The sequence below is a fragment of the Burkholderia sp. KBS0801 genome (assembly GCF_005937855.2).
Taxonomy (GTDB): Bacteria; Pseudomonadota; Gammaproteobacteria; order Burkholderiales; family Burkholderiaceae; genus Burkholderia; species Burkholderia ambifaria.
Genome location: NZ_CP042177.1, coordinates 147,988 through 172,389 on the forward strand (window position 1 = coordinate 147,988; position 24,402 = coordinate 172,389).

The 24,402-nt window shown below is 69.5% G+C and carries 20 protein-coding genes and 2 riboswitches; of the genes, 9 read left to right on the plus strand and 11 right to left on the minus strand.

Annotated features, from left to right (window positions below; translation table 11 throughout):
* The first annotated feature begins 8 nt into the window (after positions 1–8).
* The 3 genes from eat (at position 9) to eutC (ending at position 3,721) form a co-directional block, all read left to right on the plus strand.
* Positions 9–1,421 (plus strand): ethanolamine permease, encoded by a 1,413-nt coding sequence (gene eat / locus FFI87_RS00685; RefSeq protein WP_138848437.1) that lies wholly within the window; start codon positions 9–11, stop codon positions 1,419–1,421.
* Positions 1,422–1,532: 111 nt separating this feature from the next.
* Positions 1,533–2,930 (plus strand): ethanolamine ammonia-lyase subunit EutB, encoded by a 1,398-nt coding sequence (locus tag FFI87_RS00690; protein WP_138848436.1) that lies wholly within the window; start codon positions 1,533–1,535, stop codon positions 2,928–2,930.
* Positions 2,927–3,721: an ethanolamine ammonia-lyase subunit EutC gene (gene eutC, locus FFI87_RS00695; RefSeq protein WP_138848435.1), complete on the plus strand. Its 795-nt coding sequence runs from the start codon at positions 2,927–2,929 to the stop codon at positions 3,719–3,721. Before FFI87_RS00690 ends, eutC begins: the two co-directional genes overlap by 4 nt.
* Positions 3,722–3,751: 30 nt before the next feature.
* Here eutC and FFI87_RS00700 read toward each other — a convergent pair whose 3' ends face one another.
* Positions 3,752–4,636 (minus strand): LysR family transcriptional regulator, encoded by an 885-nt coding sequence (locus FFI87_RS00700; protein WP_138848434.1) that lies wholly within the window; start codon positions 4,634–4,636, stop codon positions 3,752–3,754.
* Between the two features lie 154 nt (positions 4,637–4,790).
* Here FFI87_RS00700 and FFI87_RS00705 point away from each other — a divergent pair, with 154 nt between their 5' ends.
* Positions 4,791–6,398, plus strand: a complete 1,608-nt coding sequence (locus FFI87_RS00705; protein WP_138848433.1) for an MFS transporter — start codon at positions 4,791–4,793, stop codon at positions 6,396–6,398.
* Between the two features lie 103 nt (positions 6,399–6,501).
* On the opposite strand, the gene FFI87_RS00710 is transcribed toward FFI87_RS00705, so the two are convergent.
* Entirely contained in the window at positions 6,502–6,930 is a 429-nt protein-coding gene (locus tag FFI87_RS00710; protein WP_012362790.1) for a pyridoxamine 5'-phosphate oxidase family protein, read from the minus strand.
* Between the two features lie 317 nt (positions 6,931–7,247).
* Between FFI87_RS00710 and FFI87_RS00715 the strand changes: the two genes are divergently transcribed.
* The 3 genes from FFI87_RS00715 (at position 7,248) to FFI87_RS00725 (ending at position 10,824) form a co-directional block, all read left to right on the plus strand.
* On the plus strand, positions 7,248–8,774 hold the full coding sequence (locus tag FFI87_RS00715) for an aldehyde dehydrogenase family protein (protein WP_011655645.1): 1,527 nt from the start codon (positions 7,248–7,250) through the stop codon (positions 8,772–8,774).
* A gap of 287 nt (positions 8,775–9,061) precedes the next feature.
* Positions 9,062–9,604 carry a hypothetical protein gene (locus tag FFI87_RS00720; RefSeq protein WP_138848432.1) on the plus strand — a complete coding sequence of 181 codons (543 nt, stop codon included), beginning with the start codon at positions 9,062–9,064 and terminating at the stop codon, positions 9,602–9,604.
* 185 nt (positions 9,605–9,789) lie between these two features.
* Positions 9,790–10,824: a helix-turn-helix domain-containing protein gene (locus tag FFI87_RS00725; protein ID WP_138848431.1), complete on the plus strand. Its 1,035-nt coding sequence runs from the start codon at positions 9,790–9,792 to the stop codon at positions 10,822–10,824.
* A 60-nt stretch (positions 10,825–10,884) separates the two neighbouring features.
* Here the strand turns inward: FFI87_RS00725 and FFI87_RS00730 are convergent, their stop codons facing one another.
* Positions 10,885–11,988, minus strand: a complete 1,104-nt coding sequence (locus FFI87_RS00730; protein ID WP_138848430.1) for a glycosyltransferase family 9 protein — start codon at positions 11,986–11,988, stop codon at positions 10,885–10,887.
* Positions 11,985–13,688 carry a thiamine pyrophosphate-binding protein gene (locus tag FFI87_RS00735; RefSeq protein WP_138848429.1) on the minus strand — a complete coding sequence of 568 codons (1,704 nt, stop codon included), beginning with the start codon at positions 13,686–13,688 and terminating at the stop codon, positions 11,985–11,987. The genes FFI87_RS00730 and FFI87_RS00735 overlap by 4 nt, the downstream gene beginning before the upstream one ends.
* A gap of 293 nt (positions 13,689–13,981) precedes the next feature.
* Here FFI87_RS00735 and FFI87_RS00740 point away from each other — a divergent pair, with 293 nt between their 5' ends.
* Together FFI87_RS00740 and FFI87_RS00745 are read left to right on the plus strand one after the other, a co-directional pair.
* On the plus strand, positions 13,982–14,443 hold the full coding sequence (locus FFI87_RS00740; protein ID WP_138848428.1) for a hypothetical protein: 462 nt from the start codon (positions 13,982–13,984) through the stop codon (positions 14,441–14,443).
* Positions 14,440–14,724, plus strand: coding sequence for a type II toxin-antitoxin system RelE/ParE family toxin (locus tag FFI87_RS00745; protein ID WP_138848427.1), 285 nt, complete (start codon positions 14,440–14,442; stop codon positions 14,722–14,724). Before FFI87_RS00740 ends, FFI87_RS00745 begins: the two co-directional genes overlap by 4 nt.
* A gap of 43 nt (positions 14,725–14,767) precedes the next feature.
* Here FFI87_RS00745 and FFI87_RS00750 read toward each other — a convergent pair whose 3' ends face one another.
* From FFI87_RS00750 to FFI87_RS00780, 7 genes are all read right to left on the minus strand, one after another.
* On the minus strand, positions 14,768–16,156 hold the full coding sequence (locus FFI87_RS00750; RefSeq protein ID WP_138848426.1) for an L-serine ammonia-lyase: 1,389 nt from the start codon (positions 16,154–16,156) through the stop codon (positions 14,768–14,770).
* A gap of 30 nt (positions 16,157–16,186) precedes the next feature.
* Positions 16,187–17,323, minus strand: a complete 1,137-nt coding sequence (locus FFI87_RS00755) for an alginate lyase family protein (protein WP_138848425.1) — start codon at positions 17,321–17,323, stop codon at positions 16,187–16,189.
* 152 nt (positions 17,324–17,475) lie between these two features.
* A complete protein-coding gene (gcvP, locus tag FFI87_RS00760; protein WP_138848424.1) occupies positions 17,476–20,403 on the minus strand; it encodes an aminomethyl-transferring glycine dehydrogenase in 2,928 nt (975 codons plus the stop codon).
* Positions 20,404–20,462: 59 nt separating this feature from the next.
* Positions 20,463–20,843 (minus strand): glycine cleavage system protein GcvH, encoded by a 381-nt coding sequence (gene gcvH, locus FFI87_RS00765; RefSeq protein ID WP_006754103.1) that lies wholly within the window; start codon positions 20,841–20,843, stop codon positions 20,463–20,465.
* Between the two features lie 114 nt (positions 20,844–20,957).
* Positions 20,958–22,076: a glycine cleavage system aminomethyltransferase GcvT gene (gene gcvT / locus FFI87_RS00770; RefSeq protein WP_006754102.1), complete on the minus strand. Its 1,119-nt coding sequence runs from the start codon at positions 22,074–22,076 to the stop codon at positions 20,958–20,960.
* A gap of 84 nt (positions 22,077–22,160) precedes the next feature.
* A riboswitch (glycine riboswitch) is annotated at positions 22,161–22,295 on the minus strand.
* A gap of 31 nt (positions 22,296–22,326) precedes the next feature.
* Positions 22,327–22,431: riboswitch (glycine riboswitch) on the minus strand.
* 112 nt (positions 22,432–22,543) lie between these two features.
* Positions 22,544–22,912, minus strand: coding sequence for a hypothetical protein (locus tag FFI87_RS00775; protein WP_011655654.1), 369 nt, complete (start codon positions 22,910–22,912; stop codon positions 22,544–22,546).
* A gap of 227 nt (positions 22,913–23,139) precedes the next feature.
* Positions 23,140–24,192, minus strand: coding sequence for an oxidoreductase (locus FFI87_RS00780; protein WP_138848423.1), 1,053 nt, complete (start codon positions 24,190–24,192; stop codon positions 23,140–23,142).
* Positions 24,193–24,402: the final 210 nt, after the last annotated feature.

Below are 24,402 nucleotides of genomic sequence, written 5' to 3' on the forward strand. Positions count from 1 at the left end.
AGAATCCGATGAAAGCAGAGTCGAATGGCCGGCCCGCCGCCGGCGCCAAGTCGTCCGGCCAGCCCGCGCTGCAGCAGACGCTCGGGACCTGGCAACTATGGGGCATCGCAGTCGGCCTCGTGATTTCCGGCGAATACTTCGGCTGGAGCTACGGCTGGGCGAGTGCCGGCACGCTGGGTTTCGTGATCACCGCGGTGTTCGTCGCGGCGATGTACACCACCTTCATCTTCAGCTTCACCGAACTGACGACGTCGATCCCGCATGCGGGCGGCCCGTTCGCGTATGCGCGCCGCGCGTTCGGCCCGGCGGGCGGCTATCTCGCCGGCGCGGCGACGCTCGTCGAGTTCGTGTTCGCGCCGCCCGCGATCGCGCTGGCGATCGGCGCGTACCTGCACGTGCAGTTTCCGGGGCTCGAACCGAAACACGCGGCAATGGGTGCGTATCTCGTCTTCATGGCGCTGAACATCGTCGGCGTGCAGATCGCCGCGACGTTCGAGCTGGTCGTCACGCTGTTCGCGATCTTCGAGCTGCTGGTGTTCATGGGCGTGGTGTCGCCGGGCTTCGCGTGGAGCAATTTCACGAAGGGCGGCTGGTCGGGCGCCGATCATTTCAGCGTCGGCGCATTCCACGGGATGTTCGCGGCGATCCCGTTCGCGATCTGGTTCTTCCTCGCGATCGAAGGCGTCGCGATGGCCGCGGAGGAGGCGAAGAACCCGAAGCGCTCGATTCCGATCGCGTACGTGGCCGGCATCCTGACCCTCGTCACGCTGGCGATCGGCGTGATGGTGTTCGCCGGCGGCGCCGGCGACTGGACCAAGCTCGCGAACATCAACGACCCGCTGCCGCAGGCGATGAAGTACATCGTCGGCGCGAACAGCGGCTGGATGCACATGCTCGTGTGGCTCGGGCTGTTCGGGCTGGTCGCGTCGTTCCACGGGATCATCCTCGGCTATTCGCGCCAGATCTTCGCGCTGGCGCGCGAGGGCTACCTGCCCGAATGGCTCGCGAAGGTGCATCCGCGCTTTCGCACGCCCTATCGCGCGATTCTCGCGGGCGGCGTGGTCGGGATCGCCGCGATCTACAGCGACGAGCTGATCCAGTTCGGCGGCCAGACGCTCACCGCGAACATCGTGACGATGTCGGTGTTCGGTGCGATCGTGATGTATATCGTAAGCATGGCGGCGCTGTTCAAGCTGCGCCGTTCGCACCCGGACATGGCGCGGCCGTTCCGCGCGCCACTGTACCCGTTCTTCCCGGCGTTCGCGATCGTGGCGGCGCTGGTCTGCCTCGGGACGATGGTGTACTTCAACGGGCTGGTGGCGATGGTGTTCGTCGCGTTCCTCGCGCTCGGCTACGCGTACTTCCTCGCGACCCGTTCGCAGCGCGCGAGCGCGCCGGGCGACGTGGCGCTCGAGGAGTGAGGATGGCGAACCCGCACGGCCGCGCCTGACGGCATCCGGCGCGCCCCGTCGAACGGGCGCGCCGTCGGCGTCCGGCACGGATGGGCAAGGACTGGCAAGGAGATTCGAACGATGGCCTACACGGAGACGATCGGCCCGCGCACGTACCGCTTCGCGGACCTGAAGACGCTGCTCGCGAAAGCGAGCCCGTTGCGCTCCGGCGACCAGCTCGCCGGCGTCGCGGCGGCGAGCGAGGAGGAGCGCGTCGCCGCGAAGATCGCGCTCGCAGGCGTGCCGCTGAAGGCATTCCTGAACGAGGCGCTGATTCCGTACGAACACGACGAGGTCACGCGCCTGATCCTCGACGATCACGACGCGGCCGCGTTCGCGGAAATCTCGCACCTGACGGTCGGCGATTTCCGCAACTGGCTGCTGTCGCCCGTGGCCGACGGCGCCGCGCTCGAGCGGATCGCGCCGGGCCTCACGCCGGAGATGGTCGCGGCCGTGTCGAAGCTGATGCGCAACCAGGACCTGATCGCGGCCGCGCGGAGGCGCCGCGTGGTCACGCGCTTTCGCAACACGGTCGGGCTCGCCGGCCGGATGTCGGTGCGGCTGCAGCCGAACCACCCGACCGACGACGTGAAGGGCATCGCCGCGTCGATGCTCGACGGGCTGATGTACGGCTGCGGCGACGCGATGATCGGCATCAACCCGGCGACCGACAGCCTCGCGGCGATCGTGAAGCTGCTCGCGATGATCGACGGGTTCCGCGAACGCTACGGCGTGCCGACGCAGTCGTGTGTACTCACTCACGTGACGAACACGATCGCCGCGATCGAGAAGGGCGCGCCGGTCGACCTGGTGTTCCAGTCGATCGCGGGCACCGAGAAGGCGAACGCGAGCTTCGGCATCTCGCTCGCGCTGCTCGGCGAGGCGCGCGAGGCCGCGTTGTCGCTCGGGCGCGGCACCGTCGGCAACAACCTGATGTATTTCGAGACGGGCCAGGGCAGCGCGCTGTCGGCGAACGCGCACTTCGGCGTCGACCAGCAGACCTGCGAGGTGCGCGCGTACGCAGTCGCCCGCAAGTTCGATCCGTTCCTCGTGAACACGGTGGTCGGCTTCATCGGGCCCGAATACCTGTACGACGGCAAGCAGATCATCCGCGCGGGGCTCGAGGATCACTTCTGCGGCAAGCTGCTCGGCGTGCCGATGGGCTGCGACATCTGCTACACGAACCACGCGGAAGCCGACCAGGACGACATGGACACGCTGCTGACGCTGCTGGGCGCGGCCGGCATCAACTTCATCATGGGGATTCCGGGCGCGGACGACGTGATGCTGAACTACCAGAGCACGTCGTTTCACGACCAGCTGTACGTGCGCGAGGTGCTCGGCCTGCGCCGCGCGCCCGAGTTCGAGGAGTGGCTGGAGACGATGGAGATCGCCGACGCGCACGGCGCGCTGCGCGTGGCGAGCGCGCGCGTGCCGCTGCTCGCGGGCGCGAACGACTGGATGGGGATTTCCGCATGAGCGACGCCGTCGAAAAGAACCCTTGGGCGCAGCTGAGGTCGTTCACGAACGCGCGGATCGCGCTCGGCCGCGCGGGCAACAGCCTGCCGACCGCGCCACTGCTCGCGTTCAACCTGTCTCACGCGCAGGCGCGCGACGCCGTGCACCAGCCGCTCGACACGGACGCGCTGCGGCGCGACATCGAGGCGGCCGGGCTGCTGCCGACGCTCGGCGTGCAGAGCGCCGCGCCCGACCGCGACCACTATCTGCGCCGGCCCGACCTCGGCCGCAAGCTGTCGGACGACAGCCGCGGGCTGCTGGCCGGCTACGGCGCGGCGCTCGACGATGCGCCCGATGTGGTGTTCGTGGTCGGTGACGGGCTGTCGGCGTTCGCGGCCGCGAAGCAGGCGCTGCCGCTGCTGCAGGCCGTGCGGCCGCGGCTCGACGCGGACGGCTGGCGGATCGGCCCGGTGGTGGTCGCGACGCAGGCGCGCGTCGCGCTCGGCGACGAGATCGGCGAGCTGCTGCGCGCGAAGGTCGTCGCGATGCTGATCGGCGAACGGCCGGGGCTCAGCTCGCCCGACAGTCTCGGCGTGTACCTGACGTGGGCGCCGAAGGTCGGCTGCCACGACGCGCTGCGCAACTGCATCTCGAACGTGCGGCCCGAGGGGCTCCCGCATGCCGCCGCCGCGCACAAGCTGCATTACCTGATGACGCAGGCGCGCCGGCTCGGGCTCACGGGTGTCGGGCTGAAGGACGACAGCGATGCGCTGCTGCCGCAGGCGGACGCCGAGCGGATCGGCGCGGAATGACGGGGCGGGGGTGCCTAGCGCGTCAGCCGTCTACTTGAGCAGCCGCTCGCACAGGAAGTCGACGAACACGCGCAGCTTCGGCGACAACTGCCGGCTCGACGGCCACACGATCGAGAACTGCCCCGGCGCGATCCGGTAGTCGTCGAGCACGGTGACGAGCGCGCCGGTGTCCAGCGCGTCGCGCGCGAGGAAGTCGGGCATGTAGCCGATGCCGAGCCCCGCCATGACCGCGCCGCGCAGCGCTTCCATGTTGTTGCAGGTCATAGCGGTGCGCAGCTTCAGCGGCGTGCCGTCGCGGGAGGCGAGCGCCCAGTCCTGCAGCTTGCCGGTGGTCGGGAAGCAGTAGCGCACGCAATCGTGCGCTTCGAGATCGTGCGGCGCGCGCGGCGTGCCGGCCCGCGCGAGATACGCGGGCGTCGCGCACAGCACGAACGCGAACGGGCCGAGCCGCCGCGACATCAGGCTCGAATCCGACAGCGGACCGCTGCGGATCACCGCGTCGAAGCCGCCTTCGACGACATCCACCATCCGGTCGTTGAAATCCAGGTCGAGCTCGACGTCCGGATAGCGCTGCCTGAATTCGGGCAGCACCGGCAGCAGGAACCGGTAGCCGATCACCGGCAGGCTCACGCGCAGCTTGCCGCGCGGGCGCTGCGCGGAGGCCTTCACGGTCGCTTCCGCATCGCGGAAATCCTCGAGGATCCGCTGGCAGCGTTCGTAGAAATGGCGCCCTTCGTCGGTCAGCGTGACGCGCCGTGTCGTGCGGTTGAACAGGCGAACGCCGAGCGACTGCTCGAGCCGCGCGATCGTCTTGCCGACGGCGGACGCGGAAATGCCGAGCGCACGGCCGGCCGCGACGAAGCTGAGCGCTTCGGCGGTGCGGACGAACGCGGCGATGCCGTTCAGGTTTTCCATCGACATAAGCGGGCCGGCAAGAAGCGGAGAAGAGACAGATTGCGGAATATTAGTCCGTTATATCCGGAGTCTTGCACGGTTTTTCGCTGATTGAATCGGATTTATCTTTGATCGCTCTGGCGGCGCATCCGCGCCCGCTTTTCGAGGAGCGATGATGGATCACCCGTTTTCACCCGATTCGGCCAGCTCGGCGCGCCGGCGCGCGTGGGTGCTGGCCGCCGTCTGCATGGCCGCCGTCGCGCTGCCGTTGTCGTTTTCGGGCGGCGCGGTCGCGACGCCCGCGATCGGCCGCGACCTGCACGGCGGGCCGGTCGCAATGAACTGGATCACCAACGCGTTCATGCTCGCGTTCGGCAGTTTCCTGATGGCGGCGGGCGCGCTGGCCGACCAGTTCGGCCGCAAGCGCGTGTTCGCGATCGGCGTCGGCGGCTTCACGCTGATGTCGGTCGCGCTCGCGTTCGCACCGTCGATGCTCGCGCTCGACCTGCTGCGCGCCGCGCAGGGGCTCGCGGCGGCCGCGGCGCTGGCGGGCGGCACGGCCGCGCTCGCACAGGAGTTCGACGGCGCGGCGCGCACGCGTGCGTTCAGCCTGCTCGGCACGACGTTCGGGATCGGGCTCGCCTTCGGGCCCGTGCTCGCCGGCGGCCTGATCGCGCACTACGGCTGGCGCGCGATCTTCGTCACGGGCGCCGCGGCCGGCGCGCTGTCGCTCGCGTTCGGGCTGCCGCGCATGCACGAATCGCGCGATCCGCACGCGACGGGGCTCGACTGGCCCGGCACGACCGCGTTCACCGCCGCGCTCACGCTGTTCACGTTCGGCGTGATCGAGGCGCCCGCGCGCGGCTGGACGCATCCGCTCGTCGTCGCGCTGCTGGCGGGCGCGGCGCTCGGCGCATGCGCGTTCGCCGCGATCGAGACGCGCGTCGCGCGGCCGATGCTCGACCTGTCGCTGTTCCGGATTCCGCGCTTCGTCGGCGTGCAGGTGCTGCCGGTGTCGACCTGCTGCTGCTACATCGTGCTGCTCGTCGTGCTGCCGCTGCGCTTCATCGGCATCGACGGTTTCAGCGAGATCGACGCGGGCTGGCTGATGCTCGCGATTTCCGCGCCGATGCTCGTCGTGCCGTTCGTCGCGGCGACGCTCACGCGCCGGCTGTCGGCCGGCGTGATCTCGGGGCTCGGGCTGTTGCTCGCGGCGGCGGGCCTCGTGTGGCTGGACGTCGCGCTGCGCGGCGGCGCGGGGCGCGCGGCGATCGCGCCGATGCTCGCGATCGGTGTCGGGGCCGGCATGCCGTGGGGGCTGATGGACGGGCTGTCGGTCAGCGTCGTGCCGAAGGAGCGCGCAGGGATGGCGACGGGGATCTTCAGCACGACGCGCGTGGCGGGCGAGGGGATCGCGCTCGCGATCGTCGGCGCGGTGCTCGCGACGCTCGCGCACGCCGATTTGCGGCGGATGGCGGCGGGCACGTCCGGCGCGACGCTGCGGGCCGCCGCGCGGCTCGCGACCGGCGATCTCGCCGGCGCGGCGGCCGTGTTGCCGGGCGTCGATCGTGCGGCGCTGCTCGCGAGCTATACGCACGCGTTCGACCGGCTGCTGATCGGGCTCGCGGTCGTCACGGTGCTGTGCGCGGGCGTGGTGTTCGCGTTTCTTGGCGCGCGGCCGGCGGTTGCGCAAGGGCGCGGCGATGAAGGTGAGCCGCCGCGTGGCGAAGCGCCGGCGCTGCGCCGGAGCGAACCGGCGTGTGCGGACGCAAACGGGCGCTGAGCATGGTGTCGTCGGGGTGGCGGCTTCCAGCAATGGCAGCGACAGCGCGCGCGCATGCCTTCATCGCCGTGGCCGCATGCCGACGGCTATCCGCACGGCGCCGTCACGCCAGCACGAGCGGCGGCAGCCCCGCTTCGGCGCGCGCGTGCGCGCTTTCGACTTCGACGACCACGTAACGCAGCGCAGTCGGCCACAGGTGCGCATGGCTTCCCGCGTCCTCGTCGATCGTCGCGCGCCCTTGCACGAGCCACGTCGTCTGCCGGACGAAATCGACGAACAGCAGTGCAATCGCCGGATTCACGAGCAGGTTGCCGATCGTGTTGAACAGGTTGTTGCCCGCGAAGTCGGGCAGCACGAGCGTACGGCGATCGGGCAGGTCGACCAGCGGCGCGAACGAACCGTCCGCGCGCGGCTGCCGGCCGCGATACGAGCAGTCGCTGTCGCCCGCCGCGTTCGCGGTCGCGACGAGCAGGAACGCCTGTTCGCGGATGAACGCGACGGCATCGTCGCTGAGGGGGCCCGGTTCGTTCATGGTGTCGGTCGGCGCGTGGCCGCGGCGTGCGGATTCGCGTTGCGCACGCAAGCGACATGCCATGCGGCGCGCGTGGCGCGCGGCGACGCCTGCACAGGTGCGCTGTGAAAAATCCGAACACCCGCCGCGTCGCTGTGCCGTCGCGGTGTTCAGAATCGGCACACTCGTTTCCCGTGCGCCGGCACCGCGCCCGGCGGGCGGCCGGACGCACCGCTCCTGTTCCGTTTTCGGCCCGTGTGGCACGCATGTTGCGTAAACCGTGCAGCGCGATCCAACCGGCGCTGCATTCACACAAGCACGATGAACAGGAGACATGTATGAACCCGTTTGACCTGAAGCAACTGGGCCTCGACGTCGAATATCCGTACCGTCAGCAGTACGACAACTACATCGGCGGCAAGTGGGTTCCGCCGGTGAAGGGCGAGTATTTCGAGAACGTGTCGCCGATCAACGGCAAGCCGTTCTGCCGCGTGCCGCGCTCGAGCGCCGACGACATCGAGGTCGCACTCGACGCGGCGCACGCCGCGCGCCGCAAGTGGGGCAAGACGTCGGTCGCCGAGCGCGCGAACCTGCTGCTGGCCGCCGCCGACCGGATGGAAAAGAACCTGAAGCTGCTCGCGGTGGCCGAGACGATCGACAACGGCAAGCCGCTGCGCGAGACGATGGCGGCCGACCTGCCGCTCGCGATCGACCACTTCCGCTATTTCGCGGGCTGCATCCGCGCGCAGGAAGGCGGCATTTCCGAGATCGACGACAACACGGTTGCGTATCACTTCCACGAGCCGCTCGGCGTCGTCGGCCAGATCATCCCGTGGAACTTCCCGCTGCTGATGGCCGCGTGGAAGCTCGCGCCGGCGCTCGCGGCGGGCTGCTGCGTGGTGATGAAGCCAGCCGAGCAGACGCCCGCGTCGGTGATGGTGCTGATGGAGCTGATCGGCGACCTGTTCCCGGCAGGCACGATCAACATCGTGAGCGGCTTCGGCAAGGAAGCGGGCGAAGCGCTCGCGACCAGCAAGCGGATCGCGAAGATCGCGTTCACGGGCTCGACGCCGGTCGGCAAGCACATCCTGCGTGCGGCGGCCGACAACCTGATCCCGTCGACGGTGGAACTGGGCGGCAAGAGCCCGAACATCTTCTTCGCCGACGTGCTCGACCAGGACGACGCATTCCTCGACAAGGCGCTCGAAGGCCTCGCGATGTTCGCGCTGAACCAGGGCGAGGTGTGCACGTGCCCGTCGCGGATCCTGATCCAGGAATCGATCTACGAACGCTTCATCGAGAAGGCCGTCGCGCGTGTGGAGCGCATCAAGTCCGGCCACCCGCTCGACATGCAGACGATGATCGGCGCGCAGGCGTCGCAGCAGCAGCTCGACAAGATCCTGTCGTACATCGACATCGGCCGCGACGAAGGCGCGCAATGCCTGACGGGCGGCGAGCGCACGGCACCGGGCGCCGATCTCGGCACGGGCTACTACGTGAAGCCGACGATGCTGTTCGGCAACAACAAGATGCGCGTGTTCCAGGAAGAGATCTTCGGGCCGGTCGCGTCGGTGATGACGTTCAAGGACGAGCAGGAAGCGATCGAACTCGCGAACGACACGTTCTACGGGCTCGGCGCGGGCGTGTGGACGCGCAACGGCACGCGTGCGTACCGGATGGGCCGCGAGGTCGAGGCGGGCCGCGTGTGGACCAACTGCTACCACCTGTACCCGGCGCACGCGGCGTTCGGCGGCTACAAGCAGTCGGGCATCGGTCGCGAGACGCACAAGATGGCGCTGTCGAACTATCAGCAGACGAAGTGCCTGCTGGTCAGTTACCAGGCCGAGGCGCTCGGGTTCTTCTGATCGCCCGAAGCAGGGGTGAAGTGCCGGGGCCGGCCGGGCGGCGGTGGAATGCTGCCCGGTACGGTTGCCGGTTCACGATTCCCGGTTGCCGATTCCGGGCAAGGTTCGACGCTCGGGTGACGCATTGGCCGCCGTCGTCGAGCGGTGCCCGCGGCGATGCAATGCGCCGACGGCCGCTCGCCCGGCACTTCGCCGCTTTCGCCGCGAGACATTCGACACGCGGCGTCGCCAACCCCCGGCAGTCGCGCGGCCGCGTCGCGCACCGGTGGGCCCCACGGAAAACCAGCATGGCAGAACCATCCCGATCCTATCCGCGCCACCCGGTGTTCCACGCGGGCGAGCTCGACGCACATCACCGGTTCGGCGTCGCCGACGAAGCCGAGCGGATGAGCGACGTCGTGACGACACGGCTGAGCATCGGCGTGCGCCAGTTCGTCGAGTCGCAGCCGTTCATGTTCGTCGGCACGACGCGCGGCGGACCGGCGCGCGTGACCTGCGACATCGTGCAGGGCGTGCGCGACGCGAACGGCGATCTGTGGCCCGTCGTGCGCGTGATCGACACGAAGACGCTGCGTTTCGCGCTGCCGACGCCCGGCGACGGCGACCGGATCGATGCGCGCGAATGCGACGGCCGCGGCGTCGGGCTGCTGTTCATCGATTTCGTGCGCGGCATCCGCTACCGGATCAACGGCCGCGCGACGCTGCGGGCCGATCAGCCGGAAGCGGACGCGGCGCCCTGGCCGGCCGGCAGCCCGATCGTCGAGGTGGCGGTCGCGCAGGCGTATGGCAACTGCGGCACGCGGGTCGTGCGGTTGCAGCCGCGCACCTAGCGCGTGGCCGGGCCGCCGGCGGCATGCATGCCGCACCCGCGCGGTGCGCGGCACGCCGCCTCCGGGTGCGCCCGCATGGCGCGCGGCGGCCGTACGGCGTGCAATGACGGGCTTGTCGCCGGGCCGCGCGGTTCGGCACGGGACTTGCGTGATGGGCGCGGTCCCGGGCAGGTGAGGAGAACACGATGGAGCAACGAACGGAGTGCATGGCCGAACCGACGGCCGAGGACACGCGGTGCAGCGCGCAGGGTGACGATGCGCTGGCCGGCCAGGCCGTGGTCAGCGTCGCGCACGACGCCGACGAGCAGGCGCGCAACCTGATCGGCTGGCGGCAGACCTACGACCAGCTCGCGGCCGGCCGCTTCGTCGGCACGCTGACCGAGCTGCCGCTCGACACGATGAAGCTGTTTCGCGAATCGACCAGCCACCTGCTGCGCCAGGCGTGCGAGGTGCGCGGCGACGCGTACTGGTTCGGCATCCCGCTGGTGAGCGACGGCAGCGCGCGCGTCGATGCATGCCGTATCGGCCCCGGCGGGCTCGCGTTCCGGCCCGGCAACGTTGAATTCGAATTGCTGACGCCCGCGCAGTTCTCGATCTACGGCGTCGTCGTGCGCGGCGACGTGTTGCGCCGTTACGCGGAGGAAGTCGAGCATCGCGCGCTCGACGAGCGGCTGTTCGCGCAGCACGTGATTCAGGTTGGCGACACGCGGCTCGCGCGCCTGTGCGCGCTGCTCGGCCGCCGGCTCGACGGTGCGGCGGCCGTCGGCGGCCCGCTGCCCGACGCGCAGCGCGACGAGCTGCAGGCCGAGGTGCTGGGCGCGCTGTTCGACGCATGCGCGCAACCGGCGGACGATGGTGCGGGCGGCGCGCCGTCAACCCGGCGCTGGATCGTCGAGCAGGCGCGCGAGTACGTGCTGGCGCACCGCGCGCGCCCGGTCGGCGTGCCCGAGCTGTGCGAGCAGTTGCACGTGAGCCGGCGCACGCTGCAGTACTGCTTCCAGGACGTGCTCGGCATGGCGCCCGCGACCTACCTGCGCACGCTTCGGCTGAACGGCGCGCGGCGCGACCTGTGCGGGCGGGCGGCCGGTTCGGTGCAGGACGTCGCGGAGGCGTGGGGCTTCTGGCACCTGAGCCAGTTCGCGACCGACTACCGGCGGCTGTTCGGCAAACGGCCGTCGGAGACGCTGCGCGATCGCGCCGTGATGGTCGCGGCCGGGTGAGCGTGGCGGCGGCGCGTGCAGGCCGCTGAAGGTTCGATCTTCCGGGTGACTTCCGTTTTTCTATTCGGCCGCGGCGGCTGCAGCGGCCGCTCCGCGCGGCGCCGGCCACGGCAGCGCATCCCAGTCGATCGCCTGGTAAGCGGCTTCGACCGCCGTCAGATCCTCCGGCCGCTCGCTGCGATGCAGCCCGCGCAATTCGGCCGGCACGTCGAGCTCGACCGGCACGCAGTGCGGATAGTCGCGCACGCGCAGCGCCGGCCCGATCGTCGTGAAACAAGCGAGCGTCGGCACGTCGAAGCCGTCGGCGACATGCAGCGCGGCCGTGTCGGGCGCGAACAGCACGCTCGCACCCTTGACCCAGGCAATGAAGTGCGCGGTGTCGGGCGCGTGGCGGCTCACGTCGACGTAGGCCGGATGCGCGACCGGGCCGAACCCGACAACCGGCAGCCCGTAACGCTGCACGAGCCGCTCCACGAATGCCGCACGCAGCGCGGGCGGCACGCTGCGCACCGCGGTGCTCGCCGTCGGGCAAAACAGCACGTACGGCCGCTGCCATTCGGCCGGCAGCGTGGGCAGCGGCAGCCGCGCGAGCCAGCGATTGCGCTTCGCGGCGGCCGGCACCGTGGCCGGATCCACCCCGAGCGCGTCGAGGAAGAAATCGATCATCGGCTGCTGTGCGAACGCGGGCCAGTACAGATGATTGCCGAGATCGATGCACGGCGCGTGCGCGGGCAGCGCGTCGGCGGCGTACGGCAGCGCGCGTGACGGCGCGACGACGTCGGCCGCGAGCGCATACAGCGCTTCGACGTAGCGCGGTGCGCGGGCCGGCCGGTACAGCGTGAAGCGCACGCCGGGATGCATCGTGCGCAGCGCGGCGAGCGCGGTCAGCCCGATCACCGAGTCGCCGAGTGCGACACCCATCCCGTTGATCACGTGCACGTCAGATGTGCGGCCGTAATCGCGCCGGAACGGCCGATGAACGGCATGCAGCAGGCCGAGCGCCGCCGCGGCCGGCACGCAGCCTTCCGCGCGGTCGCTGCCGTGCTCGATGTCGTACGGCGCGACGAGCGTGCCGTCGGGCGCGAGCAGCGTGCCGGGGAGGACGAGCGCGTCGTCGTGCGACAACGCGAGACTGGCCGGTGCGGCGTGCGTGTCCATGATCATGCGCCGCGTGCCCGGCGGCCCTGCTCGCGGATCTGCTCGAGCGTCGCGGCCGGCGTGCTGGCGTCCTGCGGGATGCGGATCTCGATCAGCGCCGGCAGTCCGCAGGTCAGCGCGCGCTCCAGTGCCGGCGCGAAGTCGGCGGTGCGCTCGACCGTCTCGCCATGCGCGCCGAACGCGCGCGCATACGCGGCGAAATCGGGGTTCGTGAGCCCCGTGCCGTGCACGCGCCCCGGATAGTTGCGCTCCTGATGCATGCGGATCGTACCGAAATGCCCGTTGTTGACGACGATCGCGACGATGTTCAGCCCGTACTGCATCGCGGTGGCCAGTTCGTTGCCGGCCATCATGAAGCAGCCGTCGCCGGCGAGCGCGACGACGGCCCGCTCCGGATACAGCGACTTGGCGGCGAGCGCCGCGGGCAGCCCGTAACCCATCGCGCCGCTGGTCGGTGCGAGCTGCGAGCGGAAGTGGCGGTACGCGAAGTGGCGATGCAGCCAGATCGCGTAGTTGCCGGCGCCGTTGGTCAGGATCGCGTCGTGCGGCAGGCGCTCGCGCAGCTGCACCATCACGTCGCCGAGCTGGACGTCGCCGGGCATCGGCAGCGGCGCATGCCATTCGCGGTACGCGCGGTGCGCGTCGGCGGCCGTGTCGGCCCATGCCGGGTGCGCCGGCGGTTCGAGCGCGGCGAGCGGCGCCGCGATCTCCGGCATCCCCGACACGATCGGCAGGTCGGCCGCATACACGCGGCCGAGTTCGTCCGCGCCCTGGTGCACGTGGATCAGCGTCTGGCGCGTTTTCGGGATGTCGAGCAGCGTGTAGCCGCCCGTCGTCGCTTCGCCGAGGCGCGGGCCGAGCACCAGCAGCAGGTCGGCGTCGCGAATCCGCTTGCCGAGCGCGGGATTGATCCCGAGGCCGACGTCGCCCGCGTAGTTCGGGTGCGCGTTGTCGAAGGTGTCCTGGAAGCGGAACGCGCATGCGACCGGCAGTTGCCAGCGCTCGACGAAGGTGCGCAGGTTCGCACATGCGTCGGGCGTCCAGCCGCTGCCGCCGACGATCGCGAACGGCCGTTCCGCATGCGCGAGCCGTTCGCGCAGCTCGTCGAGCTGCGTGGCCGACGGCGACGCCGCGACACGTTTCGCGGCCGGCACGACCGGTTGCGACGCGCACGCTTCGGACAGCACGTCCTCCGGCATCGCGAGCACGACGGGGCCCGGGCGACCGGAAGTCGCGACGTGGAACGCATGGCTCAAGTATTCGGGAATGCGGCGCGGGTCGTCGATCTGCGCGACCCATTTCGCCATCTGGCCGAACATCCGCCGGTAGTCGATTTCCTGGAAGGCTTCGCGGTCGAGGTGCTCGCGTGCGCACTGGCCGACGAACAGGATCATCGGCGTCGAATCCTGGAACGCGGTGTGCACGCCGATCGACGCGTGGGTCGCGCCGGGCCCGCGCGTGACGAACGCGATGCCGGGGCGGCCGGTCAGCTTGCCGACCGCCTCCGCCATGTTCGCGGCGGCCGCCTCGTGGCGGCAGACGACCGTCTGGATGCGCGCGGTGTGATCCGCGAGCGCATCGAGTACGGCGAGGAAGCTCTCGCCCGGCACGCAGAACGCGCGTTCGACGTGATTGGCGAGCAACGCATCGACGAGCAGTCGCGCGCCGGTGGTGACGCTCTGCTCGAGATCCTTGGAATGCGACATGGGCTGCCGTCTCCTTGGTAGCGGGACGTACAGCTTACGCCGGTTGGCGGGGCACCGGTACGCCGGCCGGTGAAAAGTGTCGGATCGGGGGCGCTTCGGAACGCGCGCCGGGGTTTCCGCTGGCCGAACGGCCGGCTTGTGCCTACGCCCTGGGCGGTGAAAAGTATCGCTATGGATGTTGGGTCGGAATCTGTGTCGACCCGGAACTGGCGTATCCCAATCAACAATAAAATGAGATGCCATTCAATAGTAAAATTCAGCGAACGGATGGATAAACCGCATCGAGGATCACCATGGCAACCGAAACGATCGATCAAAAGACGCTGACGGAACTGGTCGAAGCCGGCGCCGTACGCGCGGCCCGCGTGGTCGGCTGCGGCAACGGCTGGGCGCTCTCGGCCCGTTGCGGCGCGCACGACCGTTTCCTGTCGGCCAAGCGCGGCGACGTGCGGGTGTTTCGCCGTTTGGAAACATTGGTCGGATTTCTACGCGACATCGGCATCACCCGGTTCGATGTGGATGCGTCGGCATTCGACCCGGATGCGGCCGGCCGGGCGACCCGGCCTGATCGCGCAGCCGCGTTGAGGGCGGCGCACGAGGCAGCGGCCCACGATCGCTGGTTTCGCGAGCAGGTGCAACAGGCGCTGGACGATCCGCGGGCGCCGATTCCCGACGCCGAGGTCAGCGCCGACTTCGCGTCGCGCCGTGCGGCGCTGCGTGAGCGGCTCGCGGGCAGACGAGGGGATGCTACTTGACCCTTGCGCTGTACTGGAATCCGAAGGCGTACGAGGATCGCGCCGCGATCATGGACTACATCGGCGAGGACGACCCGCTGGCTGCGCTCGAACTCGACGAACTGCTGGAAGAAAGGGCACGGTCGTTGCCGGCCCATGCCGAGTTGTATCGGCAAGGGCGGGTGGCGGGTACGCGCGAGCTGGTGGTCGCGCCGAACTACGTGCTCGTGTATCGCATCCGACCAGCCGACGGGATCGTGGAGGTCCTCCGGGTGTTGCATGCGCGACGGCAGTGGCCGTGATGCAGGGGCCTCGATTCGCCCCGCATTACCGTGCGACCCCGCATCAACACTCGACGATATTCACCGCCAGGCCACCCCGCGAGGTTTCCTTGTACTTCGTCTTCATGTCGGCGCCCGTCTCGCGCATCGTCTTGATCACCGAGTCCAGCGACACGTAGTGCGAGCCGTCGCCGCGCAGCGCCATGCGCGCCGCGTTGACGGCCTTCACGGACGCCATCGCGTTGCGCTCGATGCACGGGATCTGCACCATCCCGCCGACCGGGTCGCAGGTGAGGCCGAGGTTGTGCTCCATCCCGATCTCGGCCGCGTTCTCGACCTGGCGCGGCGTGCCGCCGAGCACGGCCGCGAGCGCACCGGCCGCCATCGAGCACGCGACGCCCACTTCGCCCTGGCAGCCCACTTCCGCGCCCGAAATCGATGCGTTGATCTTGTAAAGAATGCCGATCGCCGCGGCCGTCAGCAGGAAGTCGATCACGCCCTGTTCGTTCGCGCCCGGCGTGAAGCGCGTGTAGTAGTGCAGCACCGCCGGAATGATGCCGGCCGCGCCGTTGGTCGGCGCGGTGACGACGCGGCCGCCGGCCGCGTTTTCCTCGTTGACGGCGATCGCATACAGGTTGATCCAGTCGATCATCGACAGCGGATCCTGCAGCGCCTGTTCGGGGTTGCCGGTCAGCGTGCGATACAGCTGCGGCGCACGGCGCTTCACCTGGAACGGGCCGGGCAGGTTGCCGTCGGCGTCCGGGTTGCCGATCCCGCAGCCGCGCGACACGCACGACTGCATCACGGCCCAGATCTTCAGCAGCCCGTCGCGCGTCTCTTCCTCGGTGTGCCACGCGCGCTCGTTTTCCCACATCAGCCGCGCGATCGATTTGCCGGTCGCCTCGGTCAGCGCTAGCAGCTCGGCGCCGGTGCGGAACGGGTGCGTCATCTGCTCGGCCGCGCTCAGCACCTTCGTGTTCGGCGCGCCGGCCGTCACGACGAAGCCGCCGCCGACCGACAGGTAGGTGCGCTCGACCAGCACGTCGCCGTTCGCGTCGGATGCGCGCAGCTTCATCCCGTTCGGGTGTTCGGGCAGCGCCTGCCGGTAGAACGCGATGTGCTCCTTCAGCACGAACGGCACCGGATGCGTGCCGAGCAGCGCGAGCTGCTTCGACTTGCGGACGTCGTCGAGCCGCGCGTCGATCGTGTCGGGATCGACGGTATCGGGCGCGTCGCCAAGCAGGCCGAGCATCACGCCGCGGTCGGTGCCGTGGCCCTTGCCGGTCGCGCCGAGCGAGCCGTACAGCTCGACCTTTACGTTGGCCGTCGCGTCGAGCAGCCCGTCGCGCTCGAGGCCCTGGACGAACATCAGCGCCGCGCGCATCGGTCCGACCGTGTGCGAACTGGACGGGCCGATGCCGATCTTGAAGAGGTCAAACACGCTGACTGCCATTTTGATATCTGCCTTGCTTTGAGAATGATGCTAGCGCGCCTGCAATGGCAGGCACGCGGCCAGCCATGCGGGCGGCATGACGGATAACTGCCGCGCGACACGGGCATAGCGCCCGTCGAGCCGCGCGGCCAGATGAAAGAGTTCGGTGGCGTTTTTCGGGTCCCACTGCCCCGTGTAGCCCGGCAAGCCGGCTTCGCGGCGCTTCGCGTCGAACGGCACCGGCGAATTCACGAATTCCTCGTGGGTCTTCTCGCCGAGCGCGTACGGCACGAGCCAATCGAGCGCGGCCGCGAGCGACGCGCCGTTCGCGCCGCGCTCGCGCAGCCAGTTGCGGTTGAAGCGGCGCGCGGCGAGCGCGGCCGTCACCAGCGGCTGCAGGTCGTACACCGCGTAATGCAGCGCATCGCGTTCGTCGAAATCCCAGGTCTTGCCGTCCGGACCGATGTTGTCGGCGAGATGCTCGACGAACAGCCGCTGCGCGGCGTTCATCATCTTGCGGTCGCCGAGCGTGAACGCGGACAGCGCGATCAGCTTGATCCGGTGGCTCTGCCAGTTGTTGCGCCACGTGCCGGTGAGCGGGCGCTTCTGCGCGTCGATCTGCGCGACATAGCCGGCGCCCAGCTTCGCGATGAACGCCGCGGTTGCGTTGCGCGTCTTGACCGGCAGCGCGCTCGCCGTCATGTCGTACGCGACGATCAGGCTGTCGAAGCGCGTCTCGTCGATCGGGTTGAAGCTCGGCTGGTAGGTCGACACCCACGCGGACAGGAAGCGGTCGACGAGCTGCAGGTAGCGCGGCGCATTCGTCACGCGCCACGCGAGGGCGGCGTCGCGCATCAGCTCCATGTCCTTCAGCGCGTCGGCGCTCTGGTCGTAGATGCCTTCGTGCGGCAGCGTGCCCTCGGTGTGCACGCGCGGCATCGCCTTCGGCTGCTCGCCGATGCGCGCGTCGACGCTGCGGATCAGCGCCTGCACACCCGGCTCGGCCTGTATCGTCTCGCTCGCCTGCAACGCGGGCGCCGCGCAGAAATTCATCGCCGCGCGCGCGCTGCCGGCCGTGCCGAGGCCGACGGTAGCGAACGACAGCGACGCGACGAGCAGCGGCACGAAGCGGCGCGTGCGCGGCCGCTCCTGCGTTGCACCCTGGCCCGGAAACATCGGACGCACCATGCGGAACTCCTTGATTGGCTGGATCGCGTGTGATGTTAGCCGGATTGGCGGGCGAGCGTGAATCGATTGGCCGGGCGGCGAACGCAAAAACCGCACGCAACCGTCGGTTGCGTGCGGTGTGGTCATGATCGGACTCCGGCGCGCGGCAGGCGTTATGCGTAGTCCGACATCGGCACGCACGAGCAGAACAGGTTGCGGTCGCCGTAAGCGTTGTCCGCACGGCCGACCGGTGGCCAGTACTTGTTCGTGCCGAGCGAGGCGACCGGGTACGCGGCCTGCTCGCGCGAGTACGCGTGCGGCCACTCGTTCGCGGTCACGACGGCGGCCGTGTGCGGCGCGTGACGCAGCGGGTTGTCCTCGCGATCGGCGCGGCCTTCCTCGACCGCGCGGATTTCCTCGCGGATCGCGATCATCGCGGCGATGAAGCGGTCGAGTTCTTCCTGCGATTCCGATTCGGTCGGCTCGACCATCAGCGTGCCCGGCACCGGGAAGCTCATCGTCGGCGCGTGGAAGCCGTAGTCCATCAGGCGCTTGGCGACGTCGTCGACGCTGATGCCGCTCGTTTCCTTGATCGGGCGCAGGTCGAGAATGCACTCGTGCGCGACCAGCCCGCCCGGGCCCGAATACAGCACCGGGTAGTGCGGCGCGAGGCGCTTCGCGATGTAGTTCGCGTTGAGGATCGCGGTCTCGGTGGCGGCGGTCAGGTTCTTCGCGCCCATCATCGCGATGTACATCCACGAGATCGGCAGGATCGATGCCGAGCCGTACGGCGCGGCCGATACCGCGCCGATGCCGTCTTCTTCGCGCGTGTAGCCGGTCGAACGCTGGTTCGGCAGGAACTTCGCGAGGTGCGCGCCGACCGCGACCGGGCCGACGCCCGGGCCGCCACCGCCGTGCGGGATGCAGAAGGTCTTGTGCAGGTTCAGGTGCGACACGTCGCCGCCGAACTGGCCCGGCGCGGTCAGGCCGACCATCGCGTTCATGTTCGCGCCGTCGACGTACACCTGGCCGCCGTGCGCATGGACGATCTCGCAGATCTCGCGCACGTTCTGCTCGAACACGCCGTGCGTCGACGGATACGTGATCATGATCGCCGCGAGGTCGTTCGCGTGCTGCTCGGCTTTCGCCTTGAGATCGGCGATGTCGACGTTGCCCTGCGCGTCGCACGCGACGACCACGACCTTCATGCCGGCCATGTGTGCGGAGGCCGGGTTCGTGCCGTGCGCGGAAGCCGGGATCAGGCACACGTCGCGATGCGCTTCGCCGCGCGATGCGTGGTACGCGTGGATGATCAGCAGGCCCGCGTACTCGCCCTGCGAGCCGGCGTTCGGCTGCAGCGACACGGCCGCGTAGCCGGTGGCCGCGACGAGCATCTGCTCGAGCTGGTCGATCATCTCGCGGTAGCCGACGGTCTGCTCGGCCGGCGCGAACGGGTGGATTCTGCCGAACTCGGGCCACGTGACCGGCAGCATTTCCGACGTTGCGTTCAGCTTCATCGTGCACGAGCCGAGCGGGATCATCGAGCGGTCGAGCGCGAGATCCTTGTCCGACAGGCTGCGCAGGTAGCGCAGCATTTCGGTCTCGGAATGGTGGCGATTGAACACGTGGTGCGTCAGGTACGCGCTCGTGCGCTCGAGGCCGGCCGGCAGCGCGGCGACGCCGGCTGCGCCCGCGTCCAGCGCGTCGACGGACGGCGCGGTGCCGCCCGCGGCCCGCGCGAACACGGCGAGGAGAGCGGCGAGGTCGTCGCGGGTCGTCGTTTCGTCGAACGACACGCCGACTTGCGTGGCGCTCACGCGGCGCAGGTTGATGCGGCGGGCCTTCGCGAATTCGTGGACCTGCGCGGTGCGCGCGCCGGTGTCGATCGTCAGCGTGTCGAAGAACGTGTCGTTGACGGTCGCGAAGCCGAGCTGCTTCACGCCGGCGGCGAACAGCGCCGCGATGCGGTTCACGCGCAGCGCGATCGTCTTCAGGCCGTGCGGGCCGTGGTAGACCGCGTACATGCTCGCCATGATCGCGAGCAGCGCTTGCGCGGTACACACGTTCGACGTCGCCTTCTCGCGGCGGATGTGCTGTTCGCGCGTCTGCAGCGCGAGGCGCAGCGCGGGCTTGCCCTGCGCGTCGACGGTCACGCCGACGAGGCGGCCTGGCATCTGGCGCTTGAATTCGTCGCGCACCGCGAGATATGCGGCGTGCGGGCCGCCGAAGCCCATCGGCACGCCGAAGCGCTGCGTGTTGCCGACGGCGACGTCCGCGCCCCATTCGCCGGGTGGCGTCAGCACGGTCAGCGCGAGCAGGTCGGCCGCGACGACGACATGGCCGCCGGCCGCGTGGATCGCTTCGGTGAGCGCGCGGTAGTCGCGCACGTCGCCGTTGACGCCCGGATATTGCAGCAGCACGCCGAACGCGTTGGCCTGCGCGGCGTCGGCTGCCGGGCCCGTCTTCACTTCGATGCCGACCGGCAGCGCGCGCGTGCGGATCACTTCGAGCGTCTGCGGCAGCACGTCGTCGGCGACGTAGAACACGTTCGACGCCGGCTTGCCGGTGCGCTGCAGCAGCGTCATCGCTTCGGCCGCGGCGGTGGCTTCATCGAGCAGCGATGCGTTCGAGATCGCGAGGCCCGTGAGGTCGGCGACCATCTGCTGGAAGTTCAGGAGCGCCTCGAGGCGACCCTGGGAAATTTCGGGCTGGTACGGCGTGTAGGCCGTGTACCACGCCGGGTTTTCGAGCACGTTGCGCAGGATCACGGCCGGCGTGTGCGTGTCGTGATAGCCCTGGCCGATGTATGAGCGGAACACCTGGTTCTTGTCCGCGAGGGCACGCAGCGCGGCGAGGGCTTCGGCCTCGCTCTTCGGCTGCGCGAACGGGCCGAGCGGCAGCGTTTCGGCGCGGCGGATCGAGGCCGGGATCACGGCCTCGATCAGGGCGGCGCGCGACGCGAAGCCGAGCGTGTTGAGCATGGCCTGCTGGCTGGCGGCATCGGGGCCGATGTGGCGTTCTGCGAACGCGTCGTGCGTTTCGAGCGCGGCGAGCGAGAGGGGCGTGCGGTTCATCAGACGGTCCGGGTGTTCGAGCTTCATGGCGTGACTCTGGTCCCGCGCGGGCCGGCTGGCCGGCCGCGCGGTTCGGGTAAGGAAAATTAGTCGATCAGCTTGCCGTATGCGTCGGCGTCGATCAGCTTGTCGGTCGATGCGCCGTCCGCGAGCTTGATCTTGAAGAGCCACACGCCGTATGCGTCGCTGTTCACTTCCTCCGGCGAGTCGGCGGCTTCTTCGTTGATGGCGATGATCTCGCCGGACACCGGCGAGTAGATGTCGGATGCCGCCTTCACCGATTCGACGACGCCGACTGCGTCGCCTGCGCTCACCGACTTGCCGACTGCCGGCAGCTCGAGGAAGACGATGTCGCCGAGCGTGCTCTGCGCGTGATCGGTGATGCCGACCGTCAGCGTGCCGTCGGCTTCGGTGCGGATCCACTCGTGTTCGTCGGTGTACTTCAGATCGGCCGGGACGTTGCTCATCGGATGCTCCTGGATAAAAGGTATGTTCGTTATGCTGGCGCGCCGCCTGGGCGCGCCGGATGGGGTTGCGCCGGGCGCCATTTCCCGGCTTGCCGGGAGGCGGGCCCCCGGTCGTTACGCAGCGAGGACCTTGCCGTTGCGCACGAACGGCAGTTTTACCACGCGCGCGGGAAGTTGCTTGTCTCGAATCTGCACATGTATGGTGTCGCCGACGTGGACGGCCGCTGGCACGCGTGCGAACGCGATCGATTCCTGCATCGACGGCGAGAACGTGCCGCTCGTGATCTCGCCTTCGCCGTGCGGCGTGACGACCTTCTGGTGCGCGCGCAGCACGCCGCCCGCCTTGCCGTTTTCCTTTTGCAGGATCAGGCCGACGAACGCGGCGCGCGTGCCGTCGCGCTCGAGCGCGGCGCGGCCGACGAAGTCGCGCGGTGCCGACAGATCGACCGTCCATGCGAGGCCCGCGTCGAGCGGGGACACGGTCTCGTCCATGTCCTGGCCGTACAGGTTCATGCCGGCCTCGAGGCGCAGCGTGTCGCGCGCGCCGAGCCCGCACGGGCGCACGCCGTTTTGCTGCAGCGCGGTCCACAGCGCTTCGACGTGCACGGCCGGGACGATCACTTCGAAGCCGTCTTCGCCGGTGTAGCCGGTGCGCGCGACGGTGAGCTCGCCGAACGGCGTGCCGGCGACCCGCGCGGCGTTGAACGGCTTCAGTTCGCTGGTGGCGGCGCGCGCGGCGGGCACCGTCGTCCAGACCTTTTCACGGGCGTTCGGGCCTTGGACGGCGACGATCGCGAAATCGCGGCGCGGCGCGATGGTCAGGCCGTAGCCGCCTTGCTCGTTGAGCTGGTTGAACCACGCGATGTCCTTCTCGGCCGTGCCGGCGTTGACGACGACGCGGAAGAAGTCTTCGGTGAAGTAATAGACGATCAGGTCGTCGATGACGCCGCCCTGCGGATTGAGCAGGCATGAGTAGAGCGCCTTGCCGGGGGTCTTGAGCTTGCCGACGTTGTTCGCGATCGCGTGTTCGAAGAACGCGCGCACGCGGCTGCCGGTGAAATCGACGACGCACATGTGCGACACGTCGAACATGCCGGCGTCGGTGCGCACGGCTTCATGTTCTTCGATCTGCGAGCCGTAGTTGACGGGCATGTCCCAGCCGCCGAAGTCGACCATGCGGGCATTGAGCGCGCGGTGCGCGGCGTTGAGCGGGGTGTGATTCAGTGCAGTCATCGAGGCCTCAGGCAAGGCGCTTGCGCGCGGGTCAGAACGGCCATGTGCCGACCGCCGCGGCCGTGTGCCTGCGAGCGATCCGGTACATGCCCCTCTGTCCTCGATACCTGAGAGATTGCGCTGCGGCCACAGGCCGGCGAACGCGCGCCCCTTCGGTGGGCAGCTTGCCCCGCGCCGCATGGGCGCAACGGGCTACTGCCGCTCTCCAGAGTGCGGGGAGTGCGGCCCGCGCAATGCGCGGACGGGATTCCCCGACGCGGTCGGTCCTTTTGCCTGAGAGTTTGCGGGTGTGCCCCTTCGGCGGCGCGACCGGCGTTCCTAGCTACGCGGTCACACGCTCTCCCGACGCGTGCGGGCGACTGTACGCGAGCGGGTGGACGTTGTCAATTTGAGCAAAAGAATGTCGCTTCGCGACAAGCGGCGACGTGGGGCGCCGCCGCTTTTGCCGGCACCGGCGGGCGCCGGCGTCACTCGCCGATCGCGCGCGCGGCCGTGTCGAGTTCCTGGTTCAGCACGCGCTGCTCGTCGCCGGACAGGCCGCCGTTGTGCTGGGTCGACATGTCGTTCGCTTCCTGGCGGATCACGTCGAGGCGGTGGTGCAGCTGCGCGCCGTACGGCGGCGGGTAGTAGCCGCCGTTGACGCGTGTGTCGATCCGGCGGTGCAGGTTGTCGATCCGGCCCTGGACCTCCTGCATGCGCTCGTTCGCGATGACCTGCGGATTCGGTCGCGCGGGAGGCGGCGGCGCCTGCCGGACTGGCCGCTGCGGCTGCACGACACACGCGGCGAGCGAGGAAACCAGGACGCAGCATGCCGCTGCGCGAATCAACCGTTGCATCACATTCTCCTGACGGTTTGGAGTCGGATCGACTTTTTGAGAAACGCGTCAGACCGGGCGACCGCTGACTTTCGTTCCCGCACCATTTGTAACGGAATGTTCGAGGCGGCCCGCCGTGGGGTGCTGGCCCATGGCCGCCGCCGGCGTGCGGCGCGGCGCGGAGTGGCCCGGATTGACGCGGGACGGCGGCTTTGTGGCCGGGTCGGCACCGACCCGGCCGGCGGCCGTCAGACGGTGCGGCGCACGAATGGTACCCGGCGGCCTTCGTGCTCGCTCTGCGCGGCAAGCTCGATGATCGTCATCACGTCGACCGCGTCCTGCGGCGTGACCGGGAACGGTGCGCCGTCGTGGACCGACGCGGCGAGCGCGCGATAGAACTCCGCATACTGGCCGTCGAGCGTCGGCACCGGCCGCTCGACCTCGACCTCGCCTTCGAGCGTGCGCAGCACGCCGGGCGGGTTGCCGCCGCCGAACTCGACGTGGTCGGGCGTGAGGCCTGCCTTCAACTGGTCTTCCTGCGTATCGAGCCCGAACTTCTGATAGCTGCCGCACGTGCCGTGCAGCGTGAAGCGCGCGGGCTCGATCGCCGACAGCGCGCTCGCGTGCAGCGCGACGTCCTTGTCCGGATAGCCGAGCAGCAGGTGCACGAAATCGGGCGCCGTGCCGTTGTCGCGGCGCGTCTTGACCGTCGCGCTGACCGTGTCGGGCAGCCCGAACAGCGCGAGCGCCTGGTCGATCAGGTGCGGGCCGAGGTCGAGCAGCAGGCCGCCGCCGCGGGCGGGCTCCTCGCGCCAGCGCGTGCGCGGAGTCGGGCGGAAACGGTCGAAGTGCGACGCGAAATACGTCAGCCGGCCGAGTTCGCCGGATTCGACGATGCGGCGCACGGTGAGGAAGTCGCCGTCCCAGCGGCGGTTGTGGAACGGCGCGAACAGGCGGCTGCGCGCGTTCGCGAGCCGCGCGAGCGCGAGCGCCTCGTCGGCGGTGAGCGTGACCGGTTTGTCGACGACGACGTGACGGCCGGCTTCGAGTACCTGGCGCGCGAGCGGGAAGTGGGTGTCGTTCGGCGTGGCGATCACCACGCAGTCGATATCGTCGAGGCCGAGCAGCGTATCGAGATCGGGGACGATGCGCGCGCCCGGATACGCGGCGCGTGCGCGATCGGGCTGCCCCGTCGCGATCGCGGCGACCTCGGTGCGGCCGCTCGCGGCGATCACGGGCGCGTGGAACGTCGCGCCGGCGAAACCGAAACCCATCAAACCAATCCTGAGCAATGACGACATGGCAATCCCTGGCTGCGTACGAAACGAAAGGATGGCGCGCCGTGGCGGCGCGTGGATGACCGGCTATTTTGGCATGGCGCGGCAGCACGCATCGAGGCCTTCGGCAAAACGCGCAGCAGGCGGCGGCGGATGCGCGGTCGTGGCCGGCGTTTGGCGTGGCATCGGAAGGGTACTGGCGCGGTTGGTCGGGCCGCGGGCGGCATAGGGGCG

Bases quoted from the DNA above. Each gene is read 5' to 3' on its own strand.
- FFI87_RS00775 (WP_011655654.1), bottom strand. From the start codon at position 22,912: ATGCAACGGTTGATTCGCGCAGCGGCATGCTGCGTCCTGGTTTCCTCG.
- gcvP (WP_138848424.1), bottom strand. From the start codon at position 20,403: ATGAAGCTCGAACACCCGGACCGTCTGATGAACCGCACGCCCCTCTCG.
- FFI87_RS00690 (WP_138848436.1), top strand. From the start codon at position 1,533: ATGGCCTACACGGAGACGATCGGCCCGCGCACGTACCGCTTCGCGGAC.
- FFI87_RS00740 (WP_138848428.1), top strand. From the start codon at position 13,982: ATGGCAACCGAAACGATCGATCAAAAGACGCTGACGGAACTGGTCGAA.
- FFI87_RS00755 (WP_138848425.1), bottom strand. From the start codon at position 17,323: ATGGTGCGTCCGATGTTTCCGGGCCAGGGTGCAACGCAGGAGCGGCCG.
- FFI87_RS00780 (WP_138848423.1), bottom strand. From the start codon at position 24,192: ATGTCGTCATTGCTCAGGATTGGTTTGATGGGTTTCGGTTTCGCCGGC.
- FFI87_RS00735 (WP_138848429.1), bottom strand. From the start codon at position 13,688: ATGTCGCATTCCAAGGATCTCGAGCAGAGCGTCACCACCGGCGCGCGA.
- FFI87_RS00710 (WP_012362790.1), bottom strand. From the start codon at position 6,930: ATGAACGAACCGGGCCCCCTCAGCGACGATGCCGTCGCGTTCATCCGC.
- FFI87_RS00715 (WP_011655645.1), top strand. From the start codon at position 7,248: ATGAACCCGTTTGACCTGAAGCAACTGGGCCTCGACGTCGAATATCCG.
- eat (WP_138848437.1), top strand. From the start codon at position 9: ATGAAAGCAGAGTCGAATGGCCGGCCCGCCGCCGGCGCCAAGTCGTCC.
- FFI87_RS00725 (WP_138848431.1), top strand. From the start codon at position 9,790: ATGGAGCAACGAACGGAGTGCATGGCCGAACCGACGGCCGAGGACACG.
- FFI87_RS00750 (WP_138848426.1), bottom strand. From the start codon at position 16,156: ATGGCAGTCAGCGTGTTTGACCTCTTCAAGATCGGCATCGGCCCGTCC.
- FFI87_RS00700 (WP_138848434.1), bottom strand. From the start codon at position 4,636: ATGGAAAACCTGAACGGCATCGCCGCGTTCGTCCGCACCGCCGAAGCG.
- FFI87_RS00720 (WP_138848432.1), top strand. From the start codon at position 9,062: ATGGCAGAACCATCCCGATCCTATCCGCGCCACCCGGTGTTCCACGCG.
- FFI87_RS00705 (WP_138848433.1), top strand. From the start codon at position 4,791: ATGGATCACCCGTTTTCACCCGATTCGGCCAGCTCGGCGCGCCGGCGC.
- eutC (WP_138848435.1), top strand. From the start codon at position 2,927: ATGAGCGACGCCGTCGAAAAGAACCCTTGGGCGCAGCTGAGGTCGTTC.
- gcvH (WP_006754103.1), bottom strand. From the start codon at position 20,843: ATGAGCAACGTCCCGGCCGATCTGAAGTACACCGACGAACACGAGTGG.
- gcvT (WP_006754102.1), bottom strand. From the start codon at position 22,076: ATGACTGCACTGAATCACACCCCGCTCAACGCCGCGCACCGCGCGCTC.
- FFI87_RS00730 (WP_138848430.1), bottom strand. From the start codon at position 11,988: ATGATCATGGACACGCACGCCGCACCGGCCAGTCTCGCGTTGTCGCAC.